Genomic DNA, 21,905 nt, shown 5'->3' on the forward strand with positions numbered 1-21,905 from the left:
ATTAAAAAGACCACATGTATGTGGTCTCGAATGGAGTTCTTTTATTCAAACAACGTTAGCTTCTCTTTGGCAGGTGTACGCTCTTTCGCGGATGGAATGACATCGGGGTATCCCATATAGATCATACCAATAATCTTTTCTCCTGCCTTGATACCTAGTGGCTTCCGAAATTTAGGTGCATATAAAAATGGTTTGGTCACCCAAAACGTGCCTATATTTTCGCTCCATGCTGCGAGCATAAAGTTCTGAACCATGGCACTGACTGCGGCGAAATCTTCATCCCAAATCGCTTGTCTCGGGTCTTCCTCCAGCACAACAAGCAAAATGGCAGGCACCTGCTGCACACTCGCCGAAAACTTGTTGTCCTCACCCATCTCGGCTTCGATGGCCTCTGCGAGCTTTTTGCGTCCTTTGCCATTAAACAACACAAATCTCCACGGCTCACGCAATTTATGGTTAGGTGCCCAAACGGCTGTATCCAGCAAATCGATGATTTGCTCCGTTGGAACAGGATCTTTCTTGAATTTTTTGACGGTGCGGCGATTCTCGATCGCATGGCGGACTTCGTTGATTGTCTTCGTCGTTTTACTCATGGGTCATGCCTCCCTCTCCAAATGGTACACACCAGGTTGCAATTTTCATTATACACCTCTCTGTTGACCAGATTCAAAGGACGGCAGATAAGAAAAACTTAACGGTCTCTTCGTTTGTGCAGTTAAATACGAATCAAATGAAAAAAGATGAACTTTAGACGTTACACTTGTCTAAAAGCTCATCCTTTTTTTTTATCAACTAACTCAAAGCTAAAATGCATTTTCCAGATGATTTATGGACAGGATCTCCCCGTCATGGTTCATCATCACCGCAATGACATCAAATCGAATCTGACGAGTATGTTCTCCGGTCATTTGCATATAAACGGCCGCCGTCGAACGAACCTGTTGCATTTTGCGCTGATCGACAGACTCTTGTGGAGTTCCGAATCCTGAATGGGAACTTCGGCTTCGCACCTCAACAAAAATCAACAACTCTTCACGTGCTGCAATAATATCGACTTCTCCGCTGCGACAACGCCAGTTTCGTTGCAGGATACAATAATCCTGTTCCTTTAACCAACGGCAAGCTTCCTCTTCGCCGATCTTGCCCTTCTGCTGACGAGTCAGCTTGCCACTAGGCTTCTGTCCAGATCCCTGTTCTACCATGATTCGTTATCACTTCGGCCTGAAGCAAGCCGATCGGCTCGATAAACATAGGTAAGCACTTCTGCTACCAACTGATACAATTCTGTCGGGATCTGTTCATCCAGATCCAGCTTGGAGAGCACTTCAACTAAAGCTGCGTCCTCCTGTACGGGAACGCCGTTTTCCTTGGCTTTGTCCAGAATGGCTTCAGCCACTTTGCCACGGCCTTTGGCTACGACAACAGGTGCTTCACTTTCTCCTGGAACATATTTTAGCGCAACTGCTTTTTTCGATAACAGGTCCGACTGTGCTGATTCCTCTTTCATGCCTTGAAGTCCACCCCTTTGTATCGCTCAGGGCTATAATCGGCAGCAGTCATCTTACGCTCCGTCCCGGGCTCCTGCCCTGCCGGCCAAGGTTCTGCCCGGAAGGTCAACAGCTGATATCCAAGCTTGTCCAGCGATTGATGGATCACTTCACGTCCACTCTCCAAGAGCGCTCCCATTTCTTCCCGATCATTAAGAACACGCAAACTGACAATGTTATTGACCACATGTACATCAACAAGGGTATGTCCCAAACTTTTCATATCCAAGTCAAACAGCAAACGGCAATTCGAGGCATCCAACTCCCCGCGCGGACCGCGGCGTGATTGAATCTGCACAGAGGCCGTCTGTTCCCCGTCCGGACCCGTGATGGGGATAAACCAGTGCATTTGCGCAAACGCTGCACCGCGATCGGTTGTAAGCAATAGCTGCTGACCTGTCAGGTATTGTATGGCTTGATTGGCGGCATCTTTCAGCGCCGCCGGAGCACTATCGCTGCTGGCCAGTTGCAGCAGCAAACCCTTGAGCGTGTCCGTGTTCGCCGGACTCGCTGCCTCACCCACGCGCGGCTGCATCGCCGCGCCGTGAACGGCCTGCTGCTCGTGCTCCGCACCGAGCAGCTTCAGCACGCGCCCCACCCACGGGTCTCCCCCGTGGGTGACGGGCGCGGGCGCCGCCGCTCCTGCAGGTGCGGCGGCAACACCGCCAGCCGGCTGCGCATCAGCGCCGGCTGGCAAGGGCTGCGGCGAGCCTAGGGCAGCCGCAGCCGCTGGGCCGCCCTGCTGCGCAGCAGGGGCGGCTTGCGTTGCCGCACCCGGCTGTGCCGGTGCGGCAGTGGACGCGCTGCGCAGCGCGTCCAGCAGCGCAAGCAGCTTTGGCGCCAGCTGTGCTGGCGTAGGCGCTGCTTGCGCTGCCTGCCCTGCTGCGGACGGTGTTGCCGCAGCAGCAGGCGTGTCTGCGCGGCCGTCTGCACGCACGGCCGCACCTTCCGGCTGGCCAGCACTTGCACGGCCAGCCGCAGCTTCCGCCGCCCCCGGTGTGCCCGGGCGGCTTACAACTTGGCCCGCATCCGCAGCGCGCGGCGGGCCTTCCCCAGGTATTCCAGTGCCTGACGGAATACCTGCATTCCCTTTGCCAGCCGTTTCCGCTTGGCTGGCAACATCCTTCGCAGCAGCCTCAGCCCCTGTCTGTCCACTATTCGCCTGGCCTGCATTCAGCGGCACGTTCCCGTTCCCTTTAACCTGCTGCTGTGTGCTTTCTACTGCACCTTCCACGCCAGTTGCAGCAACTGTTGCACCCGTCGCTTGAGTAGTCTGAACCTGATTCGGCTGTGATGCCGCAGGAGAGACTAATGGCGTTCCAACTCCCGGTCTGCTCACATTTACCGCTGGCGTGCTTTCTTCCGGCTGAATAGCCACATTCGGAAACGTTGCAGAAGCTCCAGCCTGTCCTGTAGTCGCTCCTGCTTTCGAGCTTGCTGCTCCGTCAAGAAGCGGCTTACCTGCCACCGTTTGAGACAAAAGTGACTCCAGTTGATCTGCAAGACCACTTAACAACTGGTGCAAAGGAGGTCCAAATACGGTCTGATGTAATCCTTTCACCGTTTCTGCCGTAACAGGCAACCCACGCTGGAAGGCAATGCCTGCCGCCTGTATCCATTCCTCCACAGGCACCTGTGCAGGTTTGGCTCCCATCATGTTTTGCACCATCGCTATATTATCCTTGGTCAGCGGAAGCCCACTCCGTTGCATGGCAAGAAGCAGTTCCCGGTTGTCTTTGGTATCCGCCAAGCCTACCTCTTGCAACAAATTATTCAATGAAGCCTGTGGTAATTCTGCAAGAGAACCAGCAACTGGTTTCATTACGGTTATACCATTTTCACCTGGAGGCTGAACCTGCAGAAGTGTCGTCTCACCCGGACGGAGCGGAGTCTCCAGTTTTGCACGCACTTGTACTCCTTGAATCTGAAGTACAGCCTCTCCACCATCATCCGATACACTGACGACAGATCCACGAACGACCTGACCTTCCTTTAGTTCAAGTGGCTTAACATTTCCGGGTTTACTGTCTCCCATTAAACCACGAATCATGGAGCTGATATTCAACTCGTTCCCCTCCTTTCCGTTCCCGTTCATTTAAAACAACGTTTGTTGCTCACCTAATAAATTACCGAGAAAGCTACGCCGATGCATCGGTGTTGCGCCGAGTGCCATAATCTGTTCCCGATGAAATTGAGTTGCATATCCTTTATGTACCGACAAACCATATTGTGGGTATAACGTATCCCATTCTTCCTTGCACAGCCGATCTCTCGTTACCTTGGCCACAATGGAAGCCGCAGCGATCGATTGGCTGTTTGCATCCCCTTTAACAATAGATAACTGCGGTATATTCAAATCCACCTTTTCCGCGTCCACCAGCATGTAATGAGGTGTTACATCAAGTGCCTCTACGGCACGTTTCATGGCTAGTCTGGCGGCCTGTTTAATATTCAGACGATCAATCGTTTCCGCATCTGCATATCCTACACCTACAGCCAGCGCGTTCTCCATAATGATGTCATATAACGTATCACGCTTCTTCTCTGACAACTTTTTAGAATCATTGACCCCTTCCAAAATAAGCCCTTGGGGCAGGATCACTGCAGCCGCTACCACATCTCCAAACAAACATCCGCGTCCCACTTCATCAATTCCTGCGATATATTCAAACCCGCTCCCCCAATACTCCCGCTCATACAACAAAAGATCCCGGGGTTCGCTAGTTTCTTTTTTCTTTTTCTTCGATTTGCGTTGCAGTTCTGGCAATGCAAGCTCCGGCATTTCATGGTTTGCTGTCATTCTGTTCATCTCCTCACCCATGTTTCATCTAACTGTGTAATCCCATGTAATGTATATAATTAAATTAGACGTAGGCCATCGCATATTTGTTCTGCTTAACCGTATTACTGCACAATGTTTCATGTTAAAAGTATTCATAAAAATATCCTGATGTCTTCATTTATCGGTTGTCATAGCTTTAAATTGAATACATACAAACTCATGTTCTGCAAATTTTCAACATCATTTATCATAGCATGATTTCAGGACAGCTCCTATACAGAACAAACAATTCCACAAAGCACACTTAAATTCATTTTTTTACCATATTTACGCTAGGTTTATATCCCCTGTAGCCTTCAAAACACAAAAAAAAGCCGTTCCCGGTAATCCGGTAACGGCCGCTTCTTTCGGCTCTTGTAAGGATATTTTCGATTAGTAAGGAGCTTCCATGGAGAAACGCCCCATCTTGCCTGCTCGTAACTCCCGCAGAAATGCTCGCGATGCCTTCTCCAGATCAATCCGTCCGCCACTGATGACACACCCGCGGATTCGGCCGACCTGCTCCATAATGGCAATAACGCTGTCCGAATCATCCGCATCTCTGGAGAACTCCTGAAGACCATATCTCTCTTCCAGCGCATCCCAATAATAACGCATCAGGTAACTGATTCCGAAAAATGCGATATCTTCTGCATTCAGGATTTCTTCTTTGATCGCACCCGTTACAGCAAGACGGTATCCCACATTTTGATCTTCGAATTTCGGCCACAGAATACCTGGTGTGTCCAGCAGTTCCATGTCCTTGCCTGCTTTAATCCATTGCTGGCCTTTGGTTACACCTGGACGATCTCCAGTTGCAGCAATGCTCCGTCCAGCCAAACGATTGATCAATGTGGATTTACCTACGTTGGGAATACCGACAATCAATCCTCGAACGGCTCGGGGATTAATGCCTTTTGCCAGTTGACGATCAATCTTCTCCTTTAGAAGAAGTCGTGCCTGAGCAGGAATATCTTTGACATTCGTACCTGTCGAAGCATCCACAGGGAACGCTGTAATACCTTCTTTTTTAAAATACTCAATCCACTCTTGCGTCACTTTGGCATCCGCCAAATCCGACTTGTTCAGCAAAATCATGCGGGGTTTATCCATCAAAATTTCGTCAATCATCGGATTACGGCTGGAGACAGGCAGACGGGCATCCAATAGTTCGATGACCACGTCAATGAGCTTCAACTTGTCCTGAATCTGGCGTCTGGCTCGGGTCATATGACCTGGAAACCATTGTATCGTCACCTTGTCTTCACCTCATTTAATACATACTTTAGATTTTAGTGGTTGATCCACTTAATTTCTCCAATAGGCCAGAAAATAACATCCGCACGGCCAATAATATCTTTCAGCGATACATATCCGATCATTCGGCTATCTGTACTGTTTGGTCGATTATCCCCCATAACAAACACATGACCCGCTGGCACTTTACCATCTGGGAATTGTTCATTCGGGAAATCCTTCACGTTATACGTTCCACCGTTAGCTTCAGCCGCATCAATAGCGCCCTGGATATAGGTCTCATTCACCTTTTGTCCATTGACCGTTACCGTGTCCCCCTGAACCTGCACCGTATCTCCCGCTACCGCGATAACACGTTTAATGAAATCCCGTCCTTCGGAAGGTACATGGAAGACGATGACTTCACCACGTTTTGGCTCACGGATATCGTACAGAATCTCATTGACAATGACACGTTCTCCTGTCGAGAAATTCGGTTGCATGGACGGCCCGTCCACCACAAATGGTTTAAAAAGCAACCAGCGAATCAGAATGACAAGCACGAGTGCAATGACAATGGCCTTCAACCACTCGACAATTTCATTTTTCGCTTTTTTGGATCGATTATTTTTTTCTTCCGCAGGTATGCCCTGGTCCTGTTGAACTTCTTGTTCCATTCAAGATCTTCCTCTCTTCACAGTACATGATTATAGCAGTATACATTCAGCTTTTTGCTTCCTCCCTACATAAGACTAGAGAAAACAAATTATTCAACTCAGTTATGTAATTCTTGCAGCCAAGCATTACAACCATACATTGAACCACAATTCAAATGCCTTGGATAACTGATTTCGCAATCCTCCCGGACTTTACGCCGCATATCCGCCATACCATTTTACTCGGAAGTGTACCTCCGGTTCAACTTTTCCCGGACAAAAACGAAAAGGGCTTGTCTCCAAGCCCTTCCCGGTATCCGTTATATTAACGAATTTCTTTAATTCTCGCTGCTTTACCGCGTAGTTCACGAAGATAATAAAGCTTCGCACGACGCACTTTACCACGGCGAGCCACTTCGATTCTATCGATTTTAGGGGAATGAAGCGGGAAAGCTCTTTCCACACCTACACCGTAAGAAATTTTACGAACTGTAAAAGTCTCACTGATTCCACCACCACGGCGTTTAATCACAACACCTTCGAACAATTGGATACGCTCACGAGTTCCCTCGATTACCTTAACGTGCACTTTCAAAGTGTCACCAGGACGAAAACTCGGAATATCTTTGCGAAGTTGTTCTTGTGTAATCGCTTGAACGATATTCATCTATGACTCCCTCCTTCCGTACAGGCGTTCATACTTCTTCCAGAGATCACCTTGTCTCTTTCATTATCCATAGAGGACCGCCGTATTCCACATAACAGAATTATTATATCACGTGGCATATTAAAACACAAGCTAAAATAAACAAATTTATAATAGATCATCTTACATACATCTGTGTTTTTTTATCATCAGCCCATAGTTCGCAATTCTCGTATCCACTTCTTCTCTTCTTAGAAAATAGGTGAAAAGTTTTGGTCCATTTTTAAAAAGTCAACCGCTCTCGTGGATAAAATAATGTAACTTTCCGACATAGAAGATCGTCTATCATGTACTTAAAAGCTCATTACACGAGCAGCGTAACGAATTTTAAGAAATAGATGAATGCTAAAGGAGAACCAGGAGAGACATGAAATACTTCAAAAAATTATTGTTAGCCGCACTTGCATTACTCACATGCACCGTTACATTATACGCTTATGCTGTTAATCATCCCACCAACGCGTTATCCCACAAGGCATGCTCGTCTTGGAATATCGTACAACGTAAATTCTTCACGTTAACTCACTCGGACTTTTCGCTTCGTTCCAAGCTGGATCGCTCTAACTTTGTTATCAAACAAGGCACGGCTACAAAAGTTCCTGTTCTCATGTATCATTATGTTACGCCAAAAGTAGACAATCACGAGCCAAAGAATAAATCCATCATTGACCTGGATGTGTTTGAGCAGAATATGAAATATTTATACGAAAGTGGGTACCGAACCGTTACTCTGGCTCAGCTTGAACAATACGTTAACGGTGAAATCTCTCTACCCGAGAAATCATTTGTCATTACCTTTGATGACGGATATCAAAACAATTATACGCTGGCTTATCCCATACTCAAAAAATATCATTTCCATGCGTCCCTTTTTGTCATAGGTAGCCGAATTCAGTCCACACCAGTCGCTTTTAACCCTAATAAAAAAAGCGATATCTCCAAGCAAGAGATGGCCGCAGGAAGCGATGTATTTGAGTATAATAGCCATACCTTTAACCTGCATCACAAAGGATATATGGTATGTGGAGACGATCTGCCCGTTACGCTGGATACAAGCCTGCTGGATCACGATATTGAACAGATCAAACATATCGGTATCAATACGCCCTATATTGCCTACCCTTATGGATATTTCAGTGAACAAATGATTTACAAACTCCATCAGCATGGATATCGCATGGGATTCACGGTTAGACCCGGATTCGTTCACCCTGGGGATTCACCTATGGTTTTACCTCGCTTAACCGTTACAAATGATACCGATCTCCCTACCCTGCTACAAACGGGTTCCAATATACTCAGTGAGCGGTTCTAGACTAGTATTACTTTCAAACGAATAATTCAATTCTGCCTTGATTAATTCAAAAAGCCGATGGATACAGTCTAAGCTGTCCACTCGGCTTTATCTTTAATTATTTCTTATCTTGTTCGGCACGGTACTGCTCCAGCCATTTCCGTTCCTTCTCTGTCAGATCTGCCGACTCTAACAATTCAGGTCTGCGCTCCAACGTACGAATCAGCGACTGTTCTCTCCGCCAAGCCTCGATATTCAGATGATGCCCAGACAAGAGCATATCCGGCACCTTCATGCCTCTAAATTCCGGTGGGCGGGTGTAATGAGGGTACTCAAGCAACCCCGTACTGAACGAATCTGTCACTGCACTTGTCTCGTTCCCTAGTACGCCTGGAATCAGCCGCACAATGCTATCAATGGCCACCATGGCAGGTAGTTCTCCGCCAGTCAGCACATAGTCACCGATAGATAGTTCATCCGTCACCAGAAATTCACGGATACGTTCATCATATCCCTCATAATGACCGCAAATAAAGATCAGATGATCTTCTTGAACCAGTTCTTCCGCCTTTTTCTGTGTAAACGTCTCGCCCTGTGGACACATCAGAATAATCCGGGGAGCTTTCATCGTGGAGGCAGCTTCTCCACGCTGTTCCAAAACATCCTCTACGGCAGCAAAAATCGGGTCAGGTTTAAGCACCATGCCTCCACCGCCGCCATAAGGTGCATCATCGACAGTGTTATGTTTATTGGTTGCGTAATTGCGGAAATTGGTCGCCCCAAGCGAGACAAGCCCCTTGGTCTGTGCTTTACCCAGAATGCTCGTGCCGAACACTCCATCGAACATTTCCGGAAATAACGTTAATACATCCACCTTCATGTTACAGCAGTCCTTCCATCAGGTGAATCTTGACCAGCTTCTGCTCTACATCCACATCCAGAACAACATCGTCGATAACCGGAATCAGAACTTCTTTTCCCGCTGGGGTTTTGACTACCCATACATCATTCGCACCTGGGGTGAGAATCTCCGAAATCGTTCCGAGTGTCTCTCCCTCTTCCGTAATGACAGCACACCCTACGATTTGGTGGAAGTAATATTCCCCTTCTTCAAGTTCAGCAAGGTTTTCCTTGGATACTTTCGCTATCCCCCCCTTGAACTTCTCCACTTCGTTAATGTTGCCGTATTCTTTCAGACGAACGATATACATATTTTTATGCAAACGCGCAGATTCCACTGTAACCGGCACCGGACGATTATCCGGGGTAAACAAAAATAATTCAGCATTTTTGGCGAAACGTACTTCTGGAAAATCAGTCAAAGGCATGATCTTTAACTCGCCGCGAATTCCATGCGTATTTACAACTTTACCTACATTCATAAACTCTGCCATACAATCCTCCTACGAAATTCAATCAAAATGATAACCGATTACACCCACACTCCGCAGTCAGAAACATCTTCCGATCGCTGTTATCCCCGGATATCTTGAATATATTATCAAAAGGTTGATATCCCGTGCTAAAGGCGAACACTTCGTTTCTTCAGATTTTTTCTGCCCGCTCCGTTAAAGTGTAATCTCCAAATTAATTTTAATCCTAAATTCCCATTAAACAATTAAATGATAAGTTCAGCATGCACGAAAAGGGGCTAGGACATTCATCCTAACCCCCTTTCGTATATCTTTAAGATATGATATCGACGGTAACCCGTTTATCCATCTTAACTGCTGCTGATGTGACGACCGTACGAAGAGATTTTGCGATTCGTCCCTGTTTTCCGATCACCTTTCCGACATCGTCGGGATGCACCGTCAACTCATAAACGACAAGCCGGTCTTTCTCAACCGTCCGAACCGCCACATCATCCGGATGATCGACCAAAGCCTTAGCAATTATGCTTACTAATTCTTCCATAGATGACCCTCCGAATCAGCACCTTATTTAGATAATTTGGACTCGTGGAATTTCTTCATCACGCCCGCTTTGCTGAGCAAGTTGCGGACAGTGTCGGATGCTTGCGCACCGTTTTGAAGCCATTGCAATGCTTTATCTTCATCGATCTTAACAACAGCCGGTTGTTCAACCGGGTTGTAGTAACCGATCTCCTCGATAAAACGACCGTCACGTGGGGAACGGGAATCCGATACCACTACGCGGTAAAAAGGAGCTTTGTGAGCACCCATACGTTTCAGACGAATACGAACTGCCATTTGAAAATTCACCTCCTTCAATGAAATCTGGTTCCCATGTAAGCTATTGTTCAATCAACGGAAAGGAAACTTCATTCCTTTGCCGAGACCTTTCAACTGCTTCATTGCTTTGTTCTTGCCGCCTTTAGGGCCCATCATATCCGAGAACTGCTTCATCATGCGGCGCATCTCATCAAACTGCTTGATCAGACGATTCACCTCTGCAAGCGACGTTCCACTTCCGGTAGCAATCCGCTTCCGGCGGCTATGGTTAATCATATCCGGGTTACGTTTCTCTTCGGTTGTCATCGAATAGACAATCGCTTCGATCCGGCCCATCTGTTTATCATCAACCTTCAGGTCTTTCGCTTGTTTCATCTTGCCCATACCCGGAATCATATCCATGATCTGGTCAATTGGTCCAAGCTTTTTCACCTGATCCATCTGCTCCAGGAAATCCTCGAACGTGAATTCTGCATTCCGCATCTTCCGTTCCATTTCCTTCGCTTTCTCGGTATCAATATTGGACTGTGCCTTTTCAATCAAGGACAACATGTCACCCATACCAAGAATACGTGAAGCCATACGTTCCGGATGGAATGGCTCCAGTGCATCAAGTTTCTCTCCCAGGGAAGCAAACTTGATCGGACAGCCTGTAACTGCTTTAACAGACAGTGCCGCACCACCACGCGTATCGCCATCCAGTTTGGTCAGTACAACTCCGGTCAGATCAAGTTGCTGATTAAAGTGCTCTGCCACATTAACAGCATCCTGGCCTGTCATACTGTCAACAACCAGCAATACTTCATCCGGGGTTACTACACTGTGAATCTGACGCAACTCTTCCATCAATTCTTCATCAACATGTAAACGTCCGGCCGTATCCACGATCACATAATCATGTCCGTTATCTTTTGCATGTTGCAAACCTTGGCGAGCAATTTCCACCGGGCTTGTCTGATCACCAAGGGTGAACACTGGCGCCTTCAACTGCTCTCCCAGAACTTGCAATTGTTTGATCGCAGCCGGACGATAAATATCACCTGCAACTAACAAAGGTCTGCTATTTTGCTTTTGCAACATTTTTGCCAGTTTACCGGAAGTCGTCGTTTTACCCGCACCCTGTAAACCAACCATCATAATGACCGTAGGTGGTTTGTTTGCCTTCGCCAGCTTAGCCTGACTTCCACCCATTAACTCTGTTAACTCTTTGTTAACAATGTCAATGATGACCATTCCGGGTGTAAAGCTGTCCATTACTTCTTTGCCGACAGCCTTCTCTTTCACTTTGGCGATGAATTCCTTGACCACTTTGAAGTTTACATCCGCTTCAAGCAATGCCAGACGTACTTCGCGCATCGCTTCGGCTACGTCTTCGTCAGACACCTTGCCTTTGCCGCGCAACTTGCTGAACACATTCTGCAATCGGGTCGTTAATCCTTCAAATGCCATGATCCCACCTCCTTCATGCTTCCATTCCATTTTAGGACCGATTCGTCTCACTTCACTGCAAACAATGGTTATTCTCCCAGCAAAGCAACGAGATCGTGTATTGGTTTGTTGTTATCCACGGTAACGCCAGCGCGTTCCAGTGCTTGTTGTAAATCTTCAAGGCAGCGGCTGCGTCTTTCATACTTCTCCAGCAAGCCAAGCTTGCTTTCATAGTTTTCGAGTACTTGCTCAGCACGCTTGATATGTTCGTATACCGCCTGGCGGCTGATCTCAAACTCGGCTGCAATTTCACCAAGTGAAAAATCATCATGAAAGTAATATTTCAGAAACGTTTGCTGCTTCTCTGTCAACAGTGATTCATAAAAGGCAAACAGCAAGTTAATCCGGTTTGTTTTCTCAAGCCGGTTTTCTTGACTCATATCGGGGCACTCCCTTCGTCAAGGAAAAACACTTTACACTCTTGCAACGTTCCTAATAATACCTAAAACAAATCAGGATGTCAAGCAAAAATACTTGTCACAATAAAAAGAGATGAAAAGCCTGCCATGGACAGTTTAAAAATGCCATCTATAGGCGTTATAAGGCCTTATTTTCTTTCTATTCCATAAAGCAAACTAGAAGCCTTTCAACCCCGTACCAAAATAAAAAACGAAACATCCCTAAAGAAGAGACGCTTCGTTTAACGCTTCTAACGAAGCGGAGTCAGATAGATTAAGACCGCAAAGAAATGCAGAATACTGCCTGCCAGTACAAACAGATGCCAGATCGCATGGTGAAACGGGAAACCTCTCCATACATAGAACAATGTACCCAGCGTATACATCAGGCCTCCTGCAACCAACAACACAATCCCACCTGTGGGAATGACTGTCACAAGCGGTTGCCAAGCAATAACGATCAGCCACCCCATCGCGATGTAGAAGATCGTCGACATAAACAGAAACTTCTTGGTGAAAAAGGCTTTGAAGATCACTCCGGCCAGTGCAATGCCCCAGATGACACCGAATAGCGTCCAGCCCAGTGTTCCACGAACTGCGACGAATAAAAACGGTGTATATGTGCCTGCAATAAACAGATAGATGGAAGAGTGGTCAAAAAACTCAAACAAATCTTTTGCCTTTCCCTCTTTGAGCGCGTGCACCAATGTTGAATTCGTATAGAGCATCAGCATGGTAATACCATAGATTGTAAAACTTACAACATGCCAGGCCGTGCCTTTCATACTGGAGAATACAATTAACAACACTAACGCAGCTACACTAAGCGCAGCACCAATTCCATGTGTCACGGCATTAGCGACCTCTTCACGGCGGGAATAGGTATAGGTATTGGCCATATCAACCTTCCTTTCTAACCCAGTACAATATCAGTTACCTTTCATTATACACGTATTGCCGATGACATTACACGTGAGCTCTCACATGATGCAGCGGCAATACGATGAATATGATTATTCGTTTACGACCCAAGATCAAGATCAGGATTGCGTATTCTCGTCTTCTGCACCCTCTGCTGGTTGCTCCTGAATTAATCCTGCAAACAACGCGTGAACAAACTGCTCAGAATCAAACTCCTGCAGATCGTCAATCTTCTCCCCAAGACCAACCAGCTTCACAGGTAGGTCCAGCTCCTGACGAATCGCAACCACAATACCACCTTTAGCTGTTCCATCAAGCTTGGTCAACACAAGACCCGTTACACCACTTTTCTCACCGAAAAGTTTGGCCTGATTCAGCGCATTTTGTCCTGTCGTGGCATCCAGCACCATCAGCACTTCATGTGGCGCACTTGGAATCTCACGCTGAATGACACGATAGATTTTGTTCAGCTCGTCCATCAGGTTGCTTTTATTTTGCAAGCGGCCTGCCGTATCACATAACAACACATCGGCTCCGCGCTGCTTCGCCGCCTGCACCGCATCATACATAACAGCAGCCGGATCAGAACCAGATTGCTGTTTGATCACATCTACGCCGGCACGCTGTCCCCATACTTCAAGTTGCTCGATCGCTCCAGCGCGGAACGTATCGCCCGCTGCCATAATGACTTTTTTCCCCTGTTGCTTGAAACGGTGAGCCAGCTTGCCGATCGTGGTTGTTTTACCAACACCGTTCACACCAACAAACAAAATAACTGTAATGCCATCCGGATTCATTTTCAGTTCATTGTTTTGTTCCCCACGAAGCAAATCTGTCAGTTTCTCGGACAACACAGGCTGCAACTCGGCCGCATCCTCAATTTTGCGTTTCTTCACTTCTGCGCGCAGGTCTTCGATCAGATTCATGACCGTATTGACACCTACGTCTGCTCCGATCAGAATTTCTTCAAGTTCCTCGTAAAATTCCTCATCAATTTTTTTGCGGCGAATGACCAGATCGGTTACTTTTTCCACAAGCCCTTTGCGTGTCTTTTCCAGGCCATCCTTGAACTGTTTCGTGACGGACTCCGTTTTACTTGCAATGCTGTCCCGTAGCTTTTTAAAGAAACTCATAAAGCCCCTCCATCGTGTACATAATTAAATCGTTAATAGTAATGTTTTTTTGTGAAAATGAAATGAATCCTTATTTGAAGCGCGCATTAGTCTCGATGCAATTAGGCAATTTCCGCTTCCTCATCTTCCAGTTTAACCGAAACAAGCTTGGATACTCCGCCCTCTTCCATCGTAACCCCATATAGGACATCTGCTTCTTCCATCGTGCCTTTCCGGTGAGTAACCACAATAAATTGGGTTTGTTCAGAGAACTCACGCAAGTACTGGGCAAAACGAACGACGTTCGCCTCATCCAGTGCAGCCTCGACTTCGTCCAGTACGCAGAATGGTACAGGTTTCACGTGCAGAATGGCAAAGAGCAGTGCCATCGCTGTTAAGGCCCGTTCTCCGCCAGACAACAGCTGCAGATTTTGCAGTTTCTTACCTGGTGGCTGGGCTACGATATCAATGCCTGTTTCGAGGAGTCGCTCAGGGTCCATCAGAACCAAATCAGCACGGCCTCCGCCAAACAGCTTTGTGAATACAGTGCCGAATTCGCGGCGAATCGCATCAAACGTAATTTTGAACCGCTTCGCCATTTCATCTTCCATTTCCTTAATGACCTGATACAGTGTCGTTTTGGCTTCCACCAAATCATTTTTCTGTTCGTTCAGGAACTCATACCGCTCATTCACACGCTGGAACTCTTCGATTGCACCGAGGTTCACATCGCCAAGAGCCGATATCGCACGTTTTAGCTTCTGTACCTCTGCTTGTGTGCTCTCCACATCCTCGGGTACTGGATAACGTTCTTTGGCAAGCTCATAGCCTAACTCATATTCATCCGTCAGCTTACGCAAAATATTTTCCAGTTCAACATCCAGACGGTTCACAGAAATTTCAGTCTGACGCATCTGCTCTTCCACGGCTTTGAGCTGTGTGCGCTGCTCCTTCGTTTCACTCTCGGCCAGCTCCAGCTTTTGGGACAGTTCACTGCGCGCGGCACGTTTGAAGTCCAATTCTTGAGAAGCCTGTGCCTTTTTAAGCTTGTACTCGTTTAAATCTTCAATCTGTTTTACACTTTCACTCTGTGTTTTCTTGAAATCCGCTTCCATTGAAGCGAGCAACGTACGATTCTGACGCAGATCTTTGACTAGTGAATCGACCTCTCGCTCCAGTCTCCGCAATTGCTCCTCATTTGAGAAGCGTTCCTGATCCAGCTTGCCTTCCCGCACTTTCAGTTCGGTCAACTGCGTTTGCAGCTCTTCTTTTGCAGACTCATTGGCCTTCCGGGCAAACTCTGCCGCATGAATAGCGCGATGAGTTGCTCTCTCCTCTTCCTCAAGCTGCTCAAGTTTCTTCTCCGCTTCAAGCCGGGATTTGTCCAGTTCCTTGATTTCTTCGGTGAAACCACTCTTTTCCTGACCTGCCACAGCAACTTGCTCCAATACGTGGCGCAGTTCATGTTCTAGCTGCTTCATCTCCATCGAGGCTTGTTGCTCTGCATTTCGGGTATCGTCACCAGACTGACGTAACTGATCCAGTTTATCCTGACACTGCTCCAGCTGAGTTTTGACGTCTTCCACACTTCGATGCAGCTTCACAATCTGCTGCTCGGTATCCAGAATATCTTGATCCAGCTGATCCAGCTGCCGCTTGCGGCTGAGCAGACTGCCATTCTTTTTGTGCTGGCTGCCGCCTGTCATGGAACCGCCAGCGTTGACGACATCTCCTTCGAGGGTTACAACGCGGAAGCGATACTGACAACGCGCTGCAATTTTATTCGCAAACTCCAACGTTTCTGCAATAATGACATTGCCGAGCAAGCTGCCGATAATTGAGGCATATCTTGAGTCATACTGTACCAGTTCAGCACCGATGCCGACAAAACCATCCATCCCCTCAACCATAGAGCGTTCGCCAGCACCGATTGAACGGGGACGAATAACGTCCAGCGGAAGAAAGGTTGCACGTCCTAGTTGGCGTTGCTTCAAGAAAGCAATAGCCTGTCTCGATACTGCCTCGTTCTCCATGACGATATGCTGTAGCGCAGCCCCCATCGCTGTTTCTACCGCAAGTTCGACCTTCTCAGGAACTTTAACGAGTTCTGCCACTGCACCATGTACTCCGTTTAGCGTCCCTTTCCGAGAAGCTTTGAGCACTTCTTTTACACCCAGCATGAAGCCGTCAAAATCATCCTGCATTTCTTTCATCGTATCCCGGCGGGACACTTGTGCCTCACGCTTTTGCTCCCATTTACGTACGGTGCTGCGGCTCTCTTCCAAAAGTTTTTGCAACGACTGTAGCCGTTCACTTTCCGAAATATAACCCCCGCGCAGTTCACTGATTTCCTTACCTAACCGAACCACTTTTTTCTGAATGTCAGCTTTACGGCCTTCTAACGTTTCTTTCTGTTCTTCCCATTTGCCGGATTCTTCTGATGCACGGTTCATTCTGCGCTCCAGCGTTTCTTTCTGCTGATCCACATACCGTATTTCGTTTCGCGCCTGCGCCATCTGATTCATCAGTTCCAGCAAGTTCCCTTTGAGGCTCTCCTCCTGTTGCTGACTTATTCCGCCCGTAACACCAACCAGCTTGGCTTCTTCTTCAGACAAGCGATTTTTCACATCAGCCAGTTCCAGTTCAAGCTTGCTAAACTTCTCCCGCAAGGCAATCAGCTCAGCTTCACGCTCCCGATGTCTCTCCTCGCTCACCGCGAGCGTTTCCCTCAGTTGCTCCTGATTCGCTTGCAGATGCCGCGCTCGCTCCCGAAGCAGTTCCCCATGCCCTTCGCTTTTCTCTGTTGCCTCACTAAACTGCAGCAAAGCAGATTGAAGTTCTTCCGTCTCCGCTTCCAACAGACGCAGTGCATTCCGATCATTCTCCAGCTTCGCGTCATGCGTTGATACAATCGCCGCTAATCCAACCTCTTCGTGTTTGAGTGATTCCAGACGTTCGCTCGCTTTGCTCCAGGAAGCATGAATCTGTTCAATCTGATATACATACATCGAAATTTCCTTCGATTTGAGTTCGGAACGAAGTTGTTTGTAATGCATGGCTTTCTCGGATTGTTCTTTAAGCGGGCCGATCTGATCTTCCAGTTCGGTTACAAGATCGTGAATACGCAGCAGATTTTGCTCTGTCTCATCCAGCTTGCGCGTTGCATCGCGTTTGCGCGATTTATATTTAACGATCCCTGAAGCCTCTTCAAAGATTCCCCGACGATCCTCGGAACGAGTACTCAAGATCTCCTCAATTCGTCCTTGTCCAATAATCGAGTAAGCCTCTTTACCAATCCCCGTATCCATAAACAGTTCGGTAATATCTTTCAGGCGACAGGATTGTTTATTGATAAAATACTCACTGTCCCCGCTGCGATGAACACGGCGGGTCACGGTCACTTCACCGAAATCCAGAGCGAGTGCATGATCCTCGTTGTCCAGTGTAAGGGAAACCTCTCCGTAGTTGACAGCTTTACGCGCATCGCTGCCTGCAAAAATAATATCTTCCATTTTACCGCCACGGAGTGACTTTGCACTTTGTTCCCCCAATACCCAGCGAATTCCATCGGATATATTACTTTTACCGCTTCCGTTCGGACCTACAACTGCTGTAATGCCACGAACAAATTCCATTTCCGTTTTGTCGGCGAATGACTTGAATCCACCCAACTCTATTCGTTTCAGAAACATAGGGCTTCTCGTCACCTCCTCTTGCAAATTTCAATTAATGCTTTCAGCACCTATATAAGTTGAACTAAAGATTTTACACAGCCCACTCCGATGACAGAATAACCATCCAATCGCTGTTATCCCCAGATTTTTTTGATTCCCTTTTCCAAAGGGGAAAATCCGGTGATAAAGGCGAAGCTTATGCTTCCGATGTAGCTTTCTTGCAGAAAGCTTTTAGCTTCGCTTTTCCAGGTTTTTTCTGTCCTCTCCGTTAGAGTGTAAATGAATAGTTCAACTTATATAGTAAAAGATCCGATAATGCCTCCCGAGTCTCTTTACAAAAAAAAGAGCAAAAAGCAGTCCGGCCGATTACTTCCGCCGGGGCGGGCCCGCGGGCTGCTCTTTGCTCTTCGTTTGTCTAAGCTCTGCCTGGTACAATTCAGGCCTCTGGAAGCTTCAATCGTTCAAGCGCCGCAGATGCTGCCTGTTGTTCCGCCTCTTTTTTGGAGCGTCCTGTACCTCGGCCAAGTCTTTCTTGGCCCATATGGACTTCCGAGACAAACTCACGTTCATGGGCTGGTCCCCGCTCTTCGACGATCCGGTACTCCAGAGCCCCCATATTGTGATGCTGTGTGAGTTCCTGCAGCTCTGTTTTGTAGTCACTCATTTGCAGCTTGCTGCCAACAACGATTAACGGAAGCACATGCTGATCCAGAAATGCTCGCACAGGTTCAAGACCCTGATCCAGGTATAATGCACCAATAAATGACTCGAACACGTCCGCCAGAAGAGCTGGACGTGTACGTCCTCCGGTTAATTCCTCACCTTTTCCAAGAAGTACATATTGTCCAAAACTGAGCGCTTCAGCAAATTTGACGAGGGAAGGTTCACAGACAATGGATGCCCGCATCTTTGTTAGTTCTCCTTCCGGACGGTTAGGATACAGATGATACAAGTACTCCGATACAGTCAACTCCAATACAGCATCGCCCAGAAACTCCAGACGTTCGTTATCCTGATGTTGACTGAATCGATGTTCGTTTACGTAAGAAGCATGGGTAAACGCTTGTTTTAGAAGCTGTCTGTTGTCAAATTTGATTTGAAGTTTTTGTTGTAACTGCTTCAGATCTTCACTCAAACGAACTAGCCCCTTATGCTTCAAATTTTTTGAGAATAATGGTGGCGTTGTGACCGCCAAATCCAAAGGAATTGGACATTGTTACATTCACTTTGGTTTGACGCGGAACGTTAGGTACATAGTCCAGATCACATTCAGGATCCTGATCTTCCAGGTTGATCGTTGGAGCCAGTGTCTGATGTGTCAGGGACAATCCGCAGATCACAGCCTCTACCCCGCCCGCAGCGCCAAGCATATGCCCTGTCATCGACTTGGTGGAACTTACGGCTAGCTTGTACGCATGATCGCCAAACGCCTTTTTGATGGCCAACGTTTCGGAACGGTCACCTACCGGTGTTGAAGTTCCGTGTGCATTGATGTAATCCACTTCTTCCGGCTGAATGCCAGCATTGCGAAGCGCCATCGTCATGCAACGTGCTGCACCATCTGGATCTGGTTCTGTCATATGGTGAGCATCACCTGTCAGACCATAACCGATTACTTCACCGTAGATTCGTGCACCACGAGCCTGAGCATGTTCCAGAGATTCCAGAATCAGAATTCCGGCACCTTCACCCATAACAAATCCGTCACGACCTGTATCAAAGGGACGGCTTGCTTTCGTAGGATCATCATTGCGTGTGGACATTGCACGCATCGCGCAGAAACCTGCAAGTCCTGTTGGCCTAATGGTTGCTTCAGCACCGCCGCAGATCATTGCATCCGCATCACCATTGGCAATCAGCTTGAACGAATCTCCAATGGAGTGTGTTCCTGTTGCACAAGCGGTAACAACGTTGATGTTTGGTCCTTTGGCACCCAGTGAAATGGACATCTGTCCAGATGCCATATTCGAAATCATCATCGGGATAAAGAACGGGCTCACACGTTTAGGGCCTTTTTGCAAAAGCGCATTGTGCTGATCTTCCCAAGTTCCTAATCCACCAATACCAGAACCAATCGATACGCCAAAACGCTCTGCATCAATGTTCTCGTTGATTTTCAGACCACTATCTTCCACCGCTTTGAAACCAGCTGCCACAGCGAACTGTACAAAACGATCCATCTTCCGTGCATCTTTTCGATCCATATATTCTTCCGGGTTGAAATCTTTGATCTCGGCTGCAATCTGTGTCGTGTATTCACTAACATCAAATGCCTCAATCTGAGAAATTCCGGACTTTCCTGCCATTAAACTGCCCCAGAACGTTTCTAAGTCTTTTCCGAGCGATGTCATTACGCCCATTCCGGTAATTACAACTCTTTGTTTCAACCGACTCACCTCTATATCGACTGCATTACGCAAGTATTTTGTGGGAATATCCGCAGACTTGAATGCAAGACGCCTCTCCAAAGATCAGCAAGCACCTTGTCTGCGGGATGTGAAAAACCAATGAATGATGAGAAGTCCCGCCTGTTCGAAAACAGGAGCGGGACTGAATTGACTTTAGGTATGAGATTGTATGTAGTTTACAACTTCACCTACGGTCGTAATTTTTTCTGCATCTTCATCAGAGATTTCCAAATCGAATTCATCTTCCAATTCCATGACCAATTCCACTACATCCAAAGAATCAGCACCCAAATCTTCTTTGAAAGATGCTTCAAGTGTAACTTCAGCTTCGTCTGCGCCCAAGCGGTCGACGACGATGCGTTTTACACGCTCCAATACATCGGACATCCGGTTCACCTCCTCCTTGGTATTATACGAGAATCGCAGGCAAAATGCCATAGAAGACATATGCGGCTCCCGGCCGGGGAACCCGGCCTTTTTCCGGCATTTCGGATCGTCCAGCGCCTGTTCCCCGACTTTGATTCAAAGTCCAGGAAATTTACATGTACATGCCGCCATCGACATGCAGTGTTTGACCTGTCATATAAGATGAAGCTTCTGATGCAAGGAATGTAACCACACCAGCAATTTCATCCGGCTGTCCCAGACGGGACAACGGAATGCCACTAAGCATACCATCGACCAGCTCTTGAGACAATTCTTTAGTCATATCGGTTTCAATGAAACCTGGTGCAACACAGTTCACCGTAATTCCGCGAGAAGCAAGTTCTCGAGCAGAAGCCTTCGTTAAACCGATAACTCCCGCTTTAGCAGCCACATAGTTGGCTTGACCCGGATTACCCAGCACGCCTACAACAGAAGAGATGTTAATAATTCTTCCTGAACGTTGCTTCATCATTGGACGTGTTACTGCCTTCAGACAGTTAAACACCCCTTTAAGATTCGTTTCGATGACTTGATCGAACTCTTCTTCTTTCATCCGCATAATGAGGTTGTCCCGTGTAATCCCCGCATTATTCACCAGAATATCGACATTGCCCCATGCTTCAAGCGTCGTTTTCACCATCTGTTCCGCTTCAACCATCTGACCTACATTCGCCTGAATCGTAATCGCCTGAACACCTTTTGCACGGATCTCCTCGGCTACTTCCTCTGCCGCAGCTTGACTACCCGCATAATTTACAGCTACATTCGCTCCGGCTTCAGCCAGGGCAAGTGCAATACTGCGGCCAATTCCGCGGGACGCTCCGGTCACTAATGCATTTTTACCTTCTAACGGTTTAGACATAACCATTCCTCCTCTCCCTGAATCTACATAAGTTGAACCTAAGTTATTTACACATGCACTAAGGTGACAGAATAACCTTCCAATCGCTGTTATCCCCAGATTTTTTTAATCCCCTTTTCCAAAGGGAAAATCCGGTGATAAAGGCGAAGCATTTGTTTCCG

At 47.3% G+C, this 21,905-nt stretch carries 22 protein-coding genes; 1 reads left to right on the plus strand and 21 read right to left on the minus strand.

Annotated features, from left to right (window positions below):
* Positions 1-41: 41 nt before the first annotated feature.
* From ABIE27_RS11185 to rplS, 8 genes are all read right to left on the minus strand, one after another.
* Positions 42-593 carry a nitroreductase family protein gene (locus tag ABIE27_RS11185; protein WP_123064434.1) on the minus strand — a complete coding sequence of 184 codons (552 nt, stop codon included), beginning with the start codon at positions 591-593 and terminating at the stop codon, positions 42-44.
* Between the two features lie 210 nt (positions 594-803).
* Positions 804-1,202: a YraN family protein gene (locus tag ABIE27_RS11190; protein ID WP_123064433.1), complete on the minus strand. Its 399-nt coding sequence runs from the start codon at positions 1,200-1,202 to the stop codon at positions 804-806.
* A complete protein-coding gene (locus ABIE27_RS11195) occupies positions 1,196-1,507 on the minus strand; it encodes an EscU/YscU/HrcU family type III secretion system export apparatus switch protein (RefSeq protein WP_123064432.1) in 312 nt (103 codons plus the stop codon). Before ABIE27_RS11195 ends, ABIE27_RS11190 begins: the two co-directional genes overlap by 7 nt.
* A complete protein-coding gene (locus ABIE27_RS11200) occupies positions 1,504-3,612 on the minus strand; it encodes a DNA ligase (RefSeq protein ID WP_429350545.1) in 2,109 nt (702 codons plus the stop codon). The genes ABIE27_RS11195 and ABIE27_RS11200 overlap by 4 nt, the downstream gene beginning before the upstream one ends.
* A 30-nt stretch (positions 3,613-3,642) precedes the next feature.
* Positions 3,643-4,347, minus strand: a complete 705-nt coding sequence (locus ABIE27_RS11205) for a ribonuclease HII (RefSeq protein WP_123064430.1) — start codon at positions 4,345-4,347, stop codon at positions 3,643-3,645.
* Between the two features lie 414 nt (positions 4,348-4,761).
* Positions 4,762-5,625 carry a ribosome biogenesis GTPase YlqF gene (gene ylqF, locus ABIE27_RS11210; protein WP_123064429.1) on the minus strand — a complete coding sequence of 288 codons (864 nt, stop codon included), beginning with the start codon at positions 5,623-5,625 and terminating at the stop codon, positions 4,762-4,764.
* A 35-nt stretch (positions 5,626-5,660) separates the two neighbouring features.
* Positions 5,661-6,281 (minus strand): signal peptidase I, encoded by a 621-nt coding sequence (gene lepB / locus ABIE27_RS11215; RefSeq protein WP_111269987.1) that lies wholly within the window; start codon positions 6,279-6,281, stop codon positions 5,661-5,663.
* 304 nt (positions 6,282-6,585) lie between these two features.
* The gene (gene rplS, locus ABIE27_RS11220) at positions 6,586-6,927 is read right to left on the minus strand and encodes a 50S ribosomal protein L19 (protein WP_024630190.1); all 342 of its coding nucleotides are present in this window, start codon (positions 6,925-6,927) and stop codon (positions 6,586-6,588) included.
* A gap of 406 nt (positions 6,928-7,333) precedes the next feature.
* Between rplS and ABIE27_RS11225 the strand changes: the two genes are divergently transcribed.
* Entirely contained in the window at positions 7,334-8,281 is a 948-nt protein-coding gene (locus ABIE27_RS11225; protein WP_192895097.1) for a polysaccharide deacetylase family protein, read from the plus strand.
* A 97-nt stretch (positions 8,282-8,378) separates the two neighbouring features.
* On the opposite strand, the gene trmD is transcribed toward ABIE27_RS11225, so the two are convergent.
* The 13 genes from trmD to fabG form a co-directional block, all read right to left on the minus strand.
* Positions 8,379-9,140 carry a tRNA (guanosine(37)-N1)-methyltransferase TrmD gene (gene trmD, locus ABIE27_RS11230; RefSeq protein WP_123064428.1) on the minus strand — a complete coding sequence of 254 codons (762 nt, stop codon included), beginning with the start codon at positions 9,138-9,140 and terminating at the stop codon, positions 8,379-8,381.
* Position 9,141: 1 nt separating this feature from the next.
* Positions 9,142-9,654 carry a ribosome maturation factor RimM gene (gene rimM, locus ABIE27_RS11235; protein WP_123064427.1) on the minus strand — a complete coding sequence of 171 codons (513 nt, stop codon included), beginning with the start codon at positions 9,652-9,654 and terminating at the stop codon, positions 9,142-9,144.
* A gap of 292 nt (positions 9,655-9,946) precedes the next feature.
* Positions 9,947-10,177 (minus strand): KH domain-containing protein, encoded by a 231-nt coding sequence (locus ABIE27_RS11240; RefSeq protein ID WP_123064426.1) that lies wholly within the window; start codon positions 10,175-10,177, stop codon positions 9,947-9,949.
* A gap of 23 nt (positions 10,178-10,200) precedes the next feature.
* Positions 10,201-10,473, minus strand: a complete 273-nt coding sequence (gene rpsP, locus ABIE27_RS11245) for a 30S ribosomal protein S16 (RefSeq protein WP_056700527.1) — start codon at positions 10,471-10,473, stop codon at positions 10,201-10,203.
* A 54-nt stretch (positions 10,474-10,527) separates the two neighbouring features.
* On the minus strand, positions 10,528-11,904 hold the full coding sequence (gene ffh, locus ABIE27_RS11250) for a signal recognition particle protein (protein ID WP_123064425.1): 1,377 nt from the start codon (positions 11,902-11,904) through the stop codon (positions 10,528-10,530).
* Between the two features lie 68 nt (positions 11,905-11,972).
* A complete protein-coding gene (locus tag ABIE27_RS11255; protein ID WP_123064424.1) occupies positions 11,973-12,323 on the minus strand; it encodes a putative DNA-binding protein in 351 nt (116 codons plus the stop codon).
* 269 nt (positions 12,324-12,592) lie between these two features.
* A complete protein-coding gene (gene trhA / locus ABIE27_RS11260; RefSeq protein WP_123064423.1) occupies positions 12,593-13,240 on the minus strand; it encodes a PAQR family membrane homeostasis protein TrhA in 648 nt (215 codons plus the stop codon).
* A 141-nt stretch (positions 13,241-13,381) separates the two neighbouring features.
* Entirely contained in the window at positions 13,382-14,395 is a 1,014-nt protein-coding gene (gene ftsY / locus ABIE27_RS11265; RefSeq protein ID WP_123064422.1) for a signal recognition particle-docking protein FtsY, read from the minus strand.
* 101 nt (positions 14,396-14,496) lie between these two features.
* Positions 14,497-18,066 (minus strand): chromosome segregation protein SMC, encoded by a 3,570-nt coding sequence (gene smc, locus ABIE27_RS11270; protein WP_123064421.1) that lies wholly within the window; start codon positions 18,064-18,066, stop codon positions 14,497-14,499.
* 418 nt (positions 18,067-18,484) lie between these two features.
* Entirely contained in the window at positions 18,485-19,183 is a 699-nt protein-coding gene (rnc, locus tag ABIE27_RS11275) for a ribonuclease III (RefSeq protein WP_429350546.1), read from the minus strand.
* A 13-nt stretch (positions 19,184-19,196) separates the two neighbouring features.
* A complete protein-coding gene (gene fabF / locus ABIE27_RS11280) occupies positions 19,197-20,435 on the minus strand; it encodes a beta-ketoacyl-ACP synthase II (RefSeq protein ID WP_429350646.1) in 1,239 nt (412 codons plus the stop codon).
* 174 nt (positions 20,436-20,609) lie between these two features.
* On the minus strand, positions 20,610-20,843 hold the full coding sequence (gene acpP / locus ABIE27_RS11285) for an acyl carrier protein (protein ID WP_024630176.1): 234 nt from the start codon (positions 20,841-20,843) through the stop codon (positions 20,610-20,612).
* Between the two features lie 151 nt (positions 20,844-20,994).
* The gene (fabG, locus tag ABIE27_RS11290) at positions 20,995-21,744 is read right to left on the minus strand and encodes a 3-oxoacyl-[acyl-carrier-protein] reductase (RefSeq protein ID WP_090923903.1); all 750 of its coding nucleotides are present in this window, start codon (positions 21,742-21,744) and stop codon (positions 20,995-20,997) included.
* Positions 21,745-21,905 lie beyond the last annotated feature (161 nt).

This window comes from Paenibacillus sp. 4624 (assembly GCF_050435065.1).
GTDB lineage: Bacteria > Bacillota > Bacilli > Paenibacillales > Paenibacillaceae > Paenibacillus > Paenibacillus amylolyticus_D.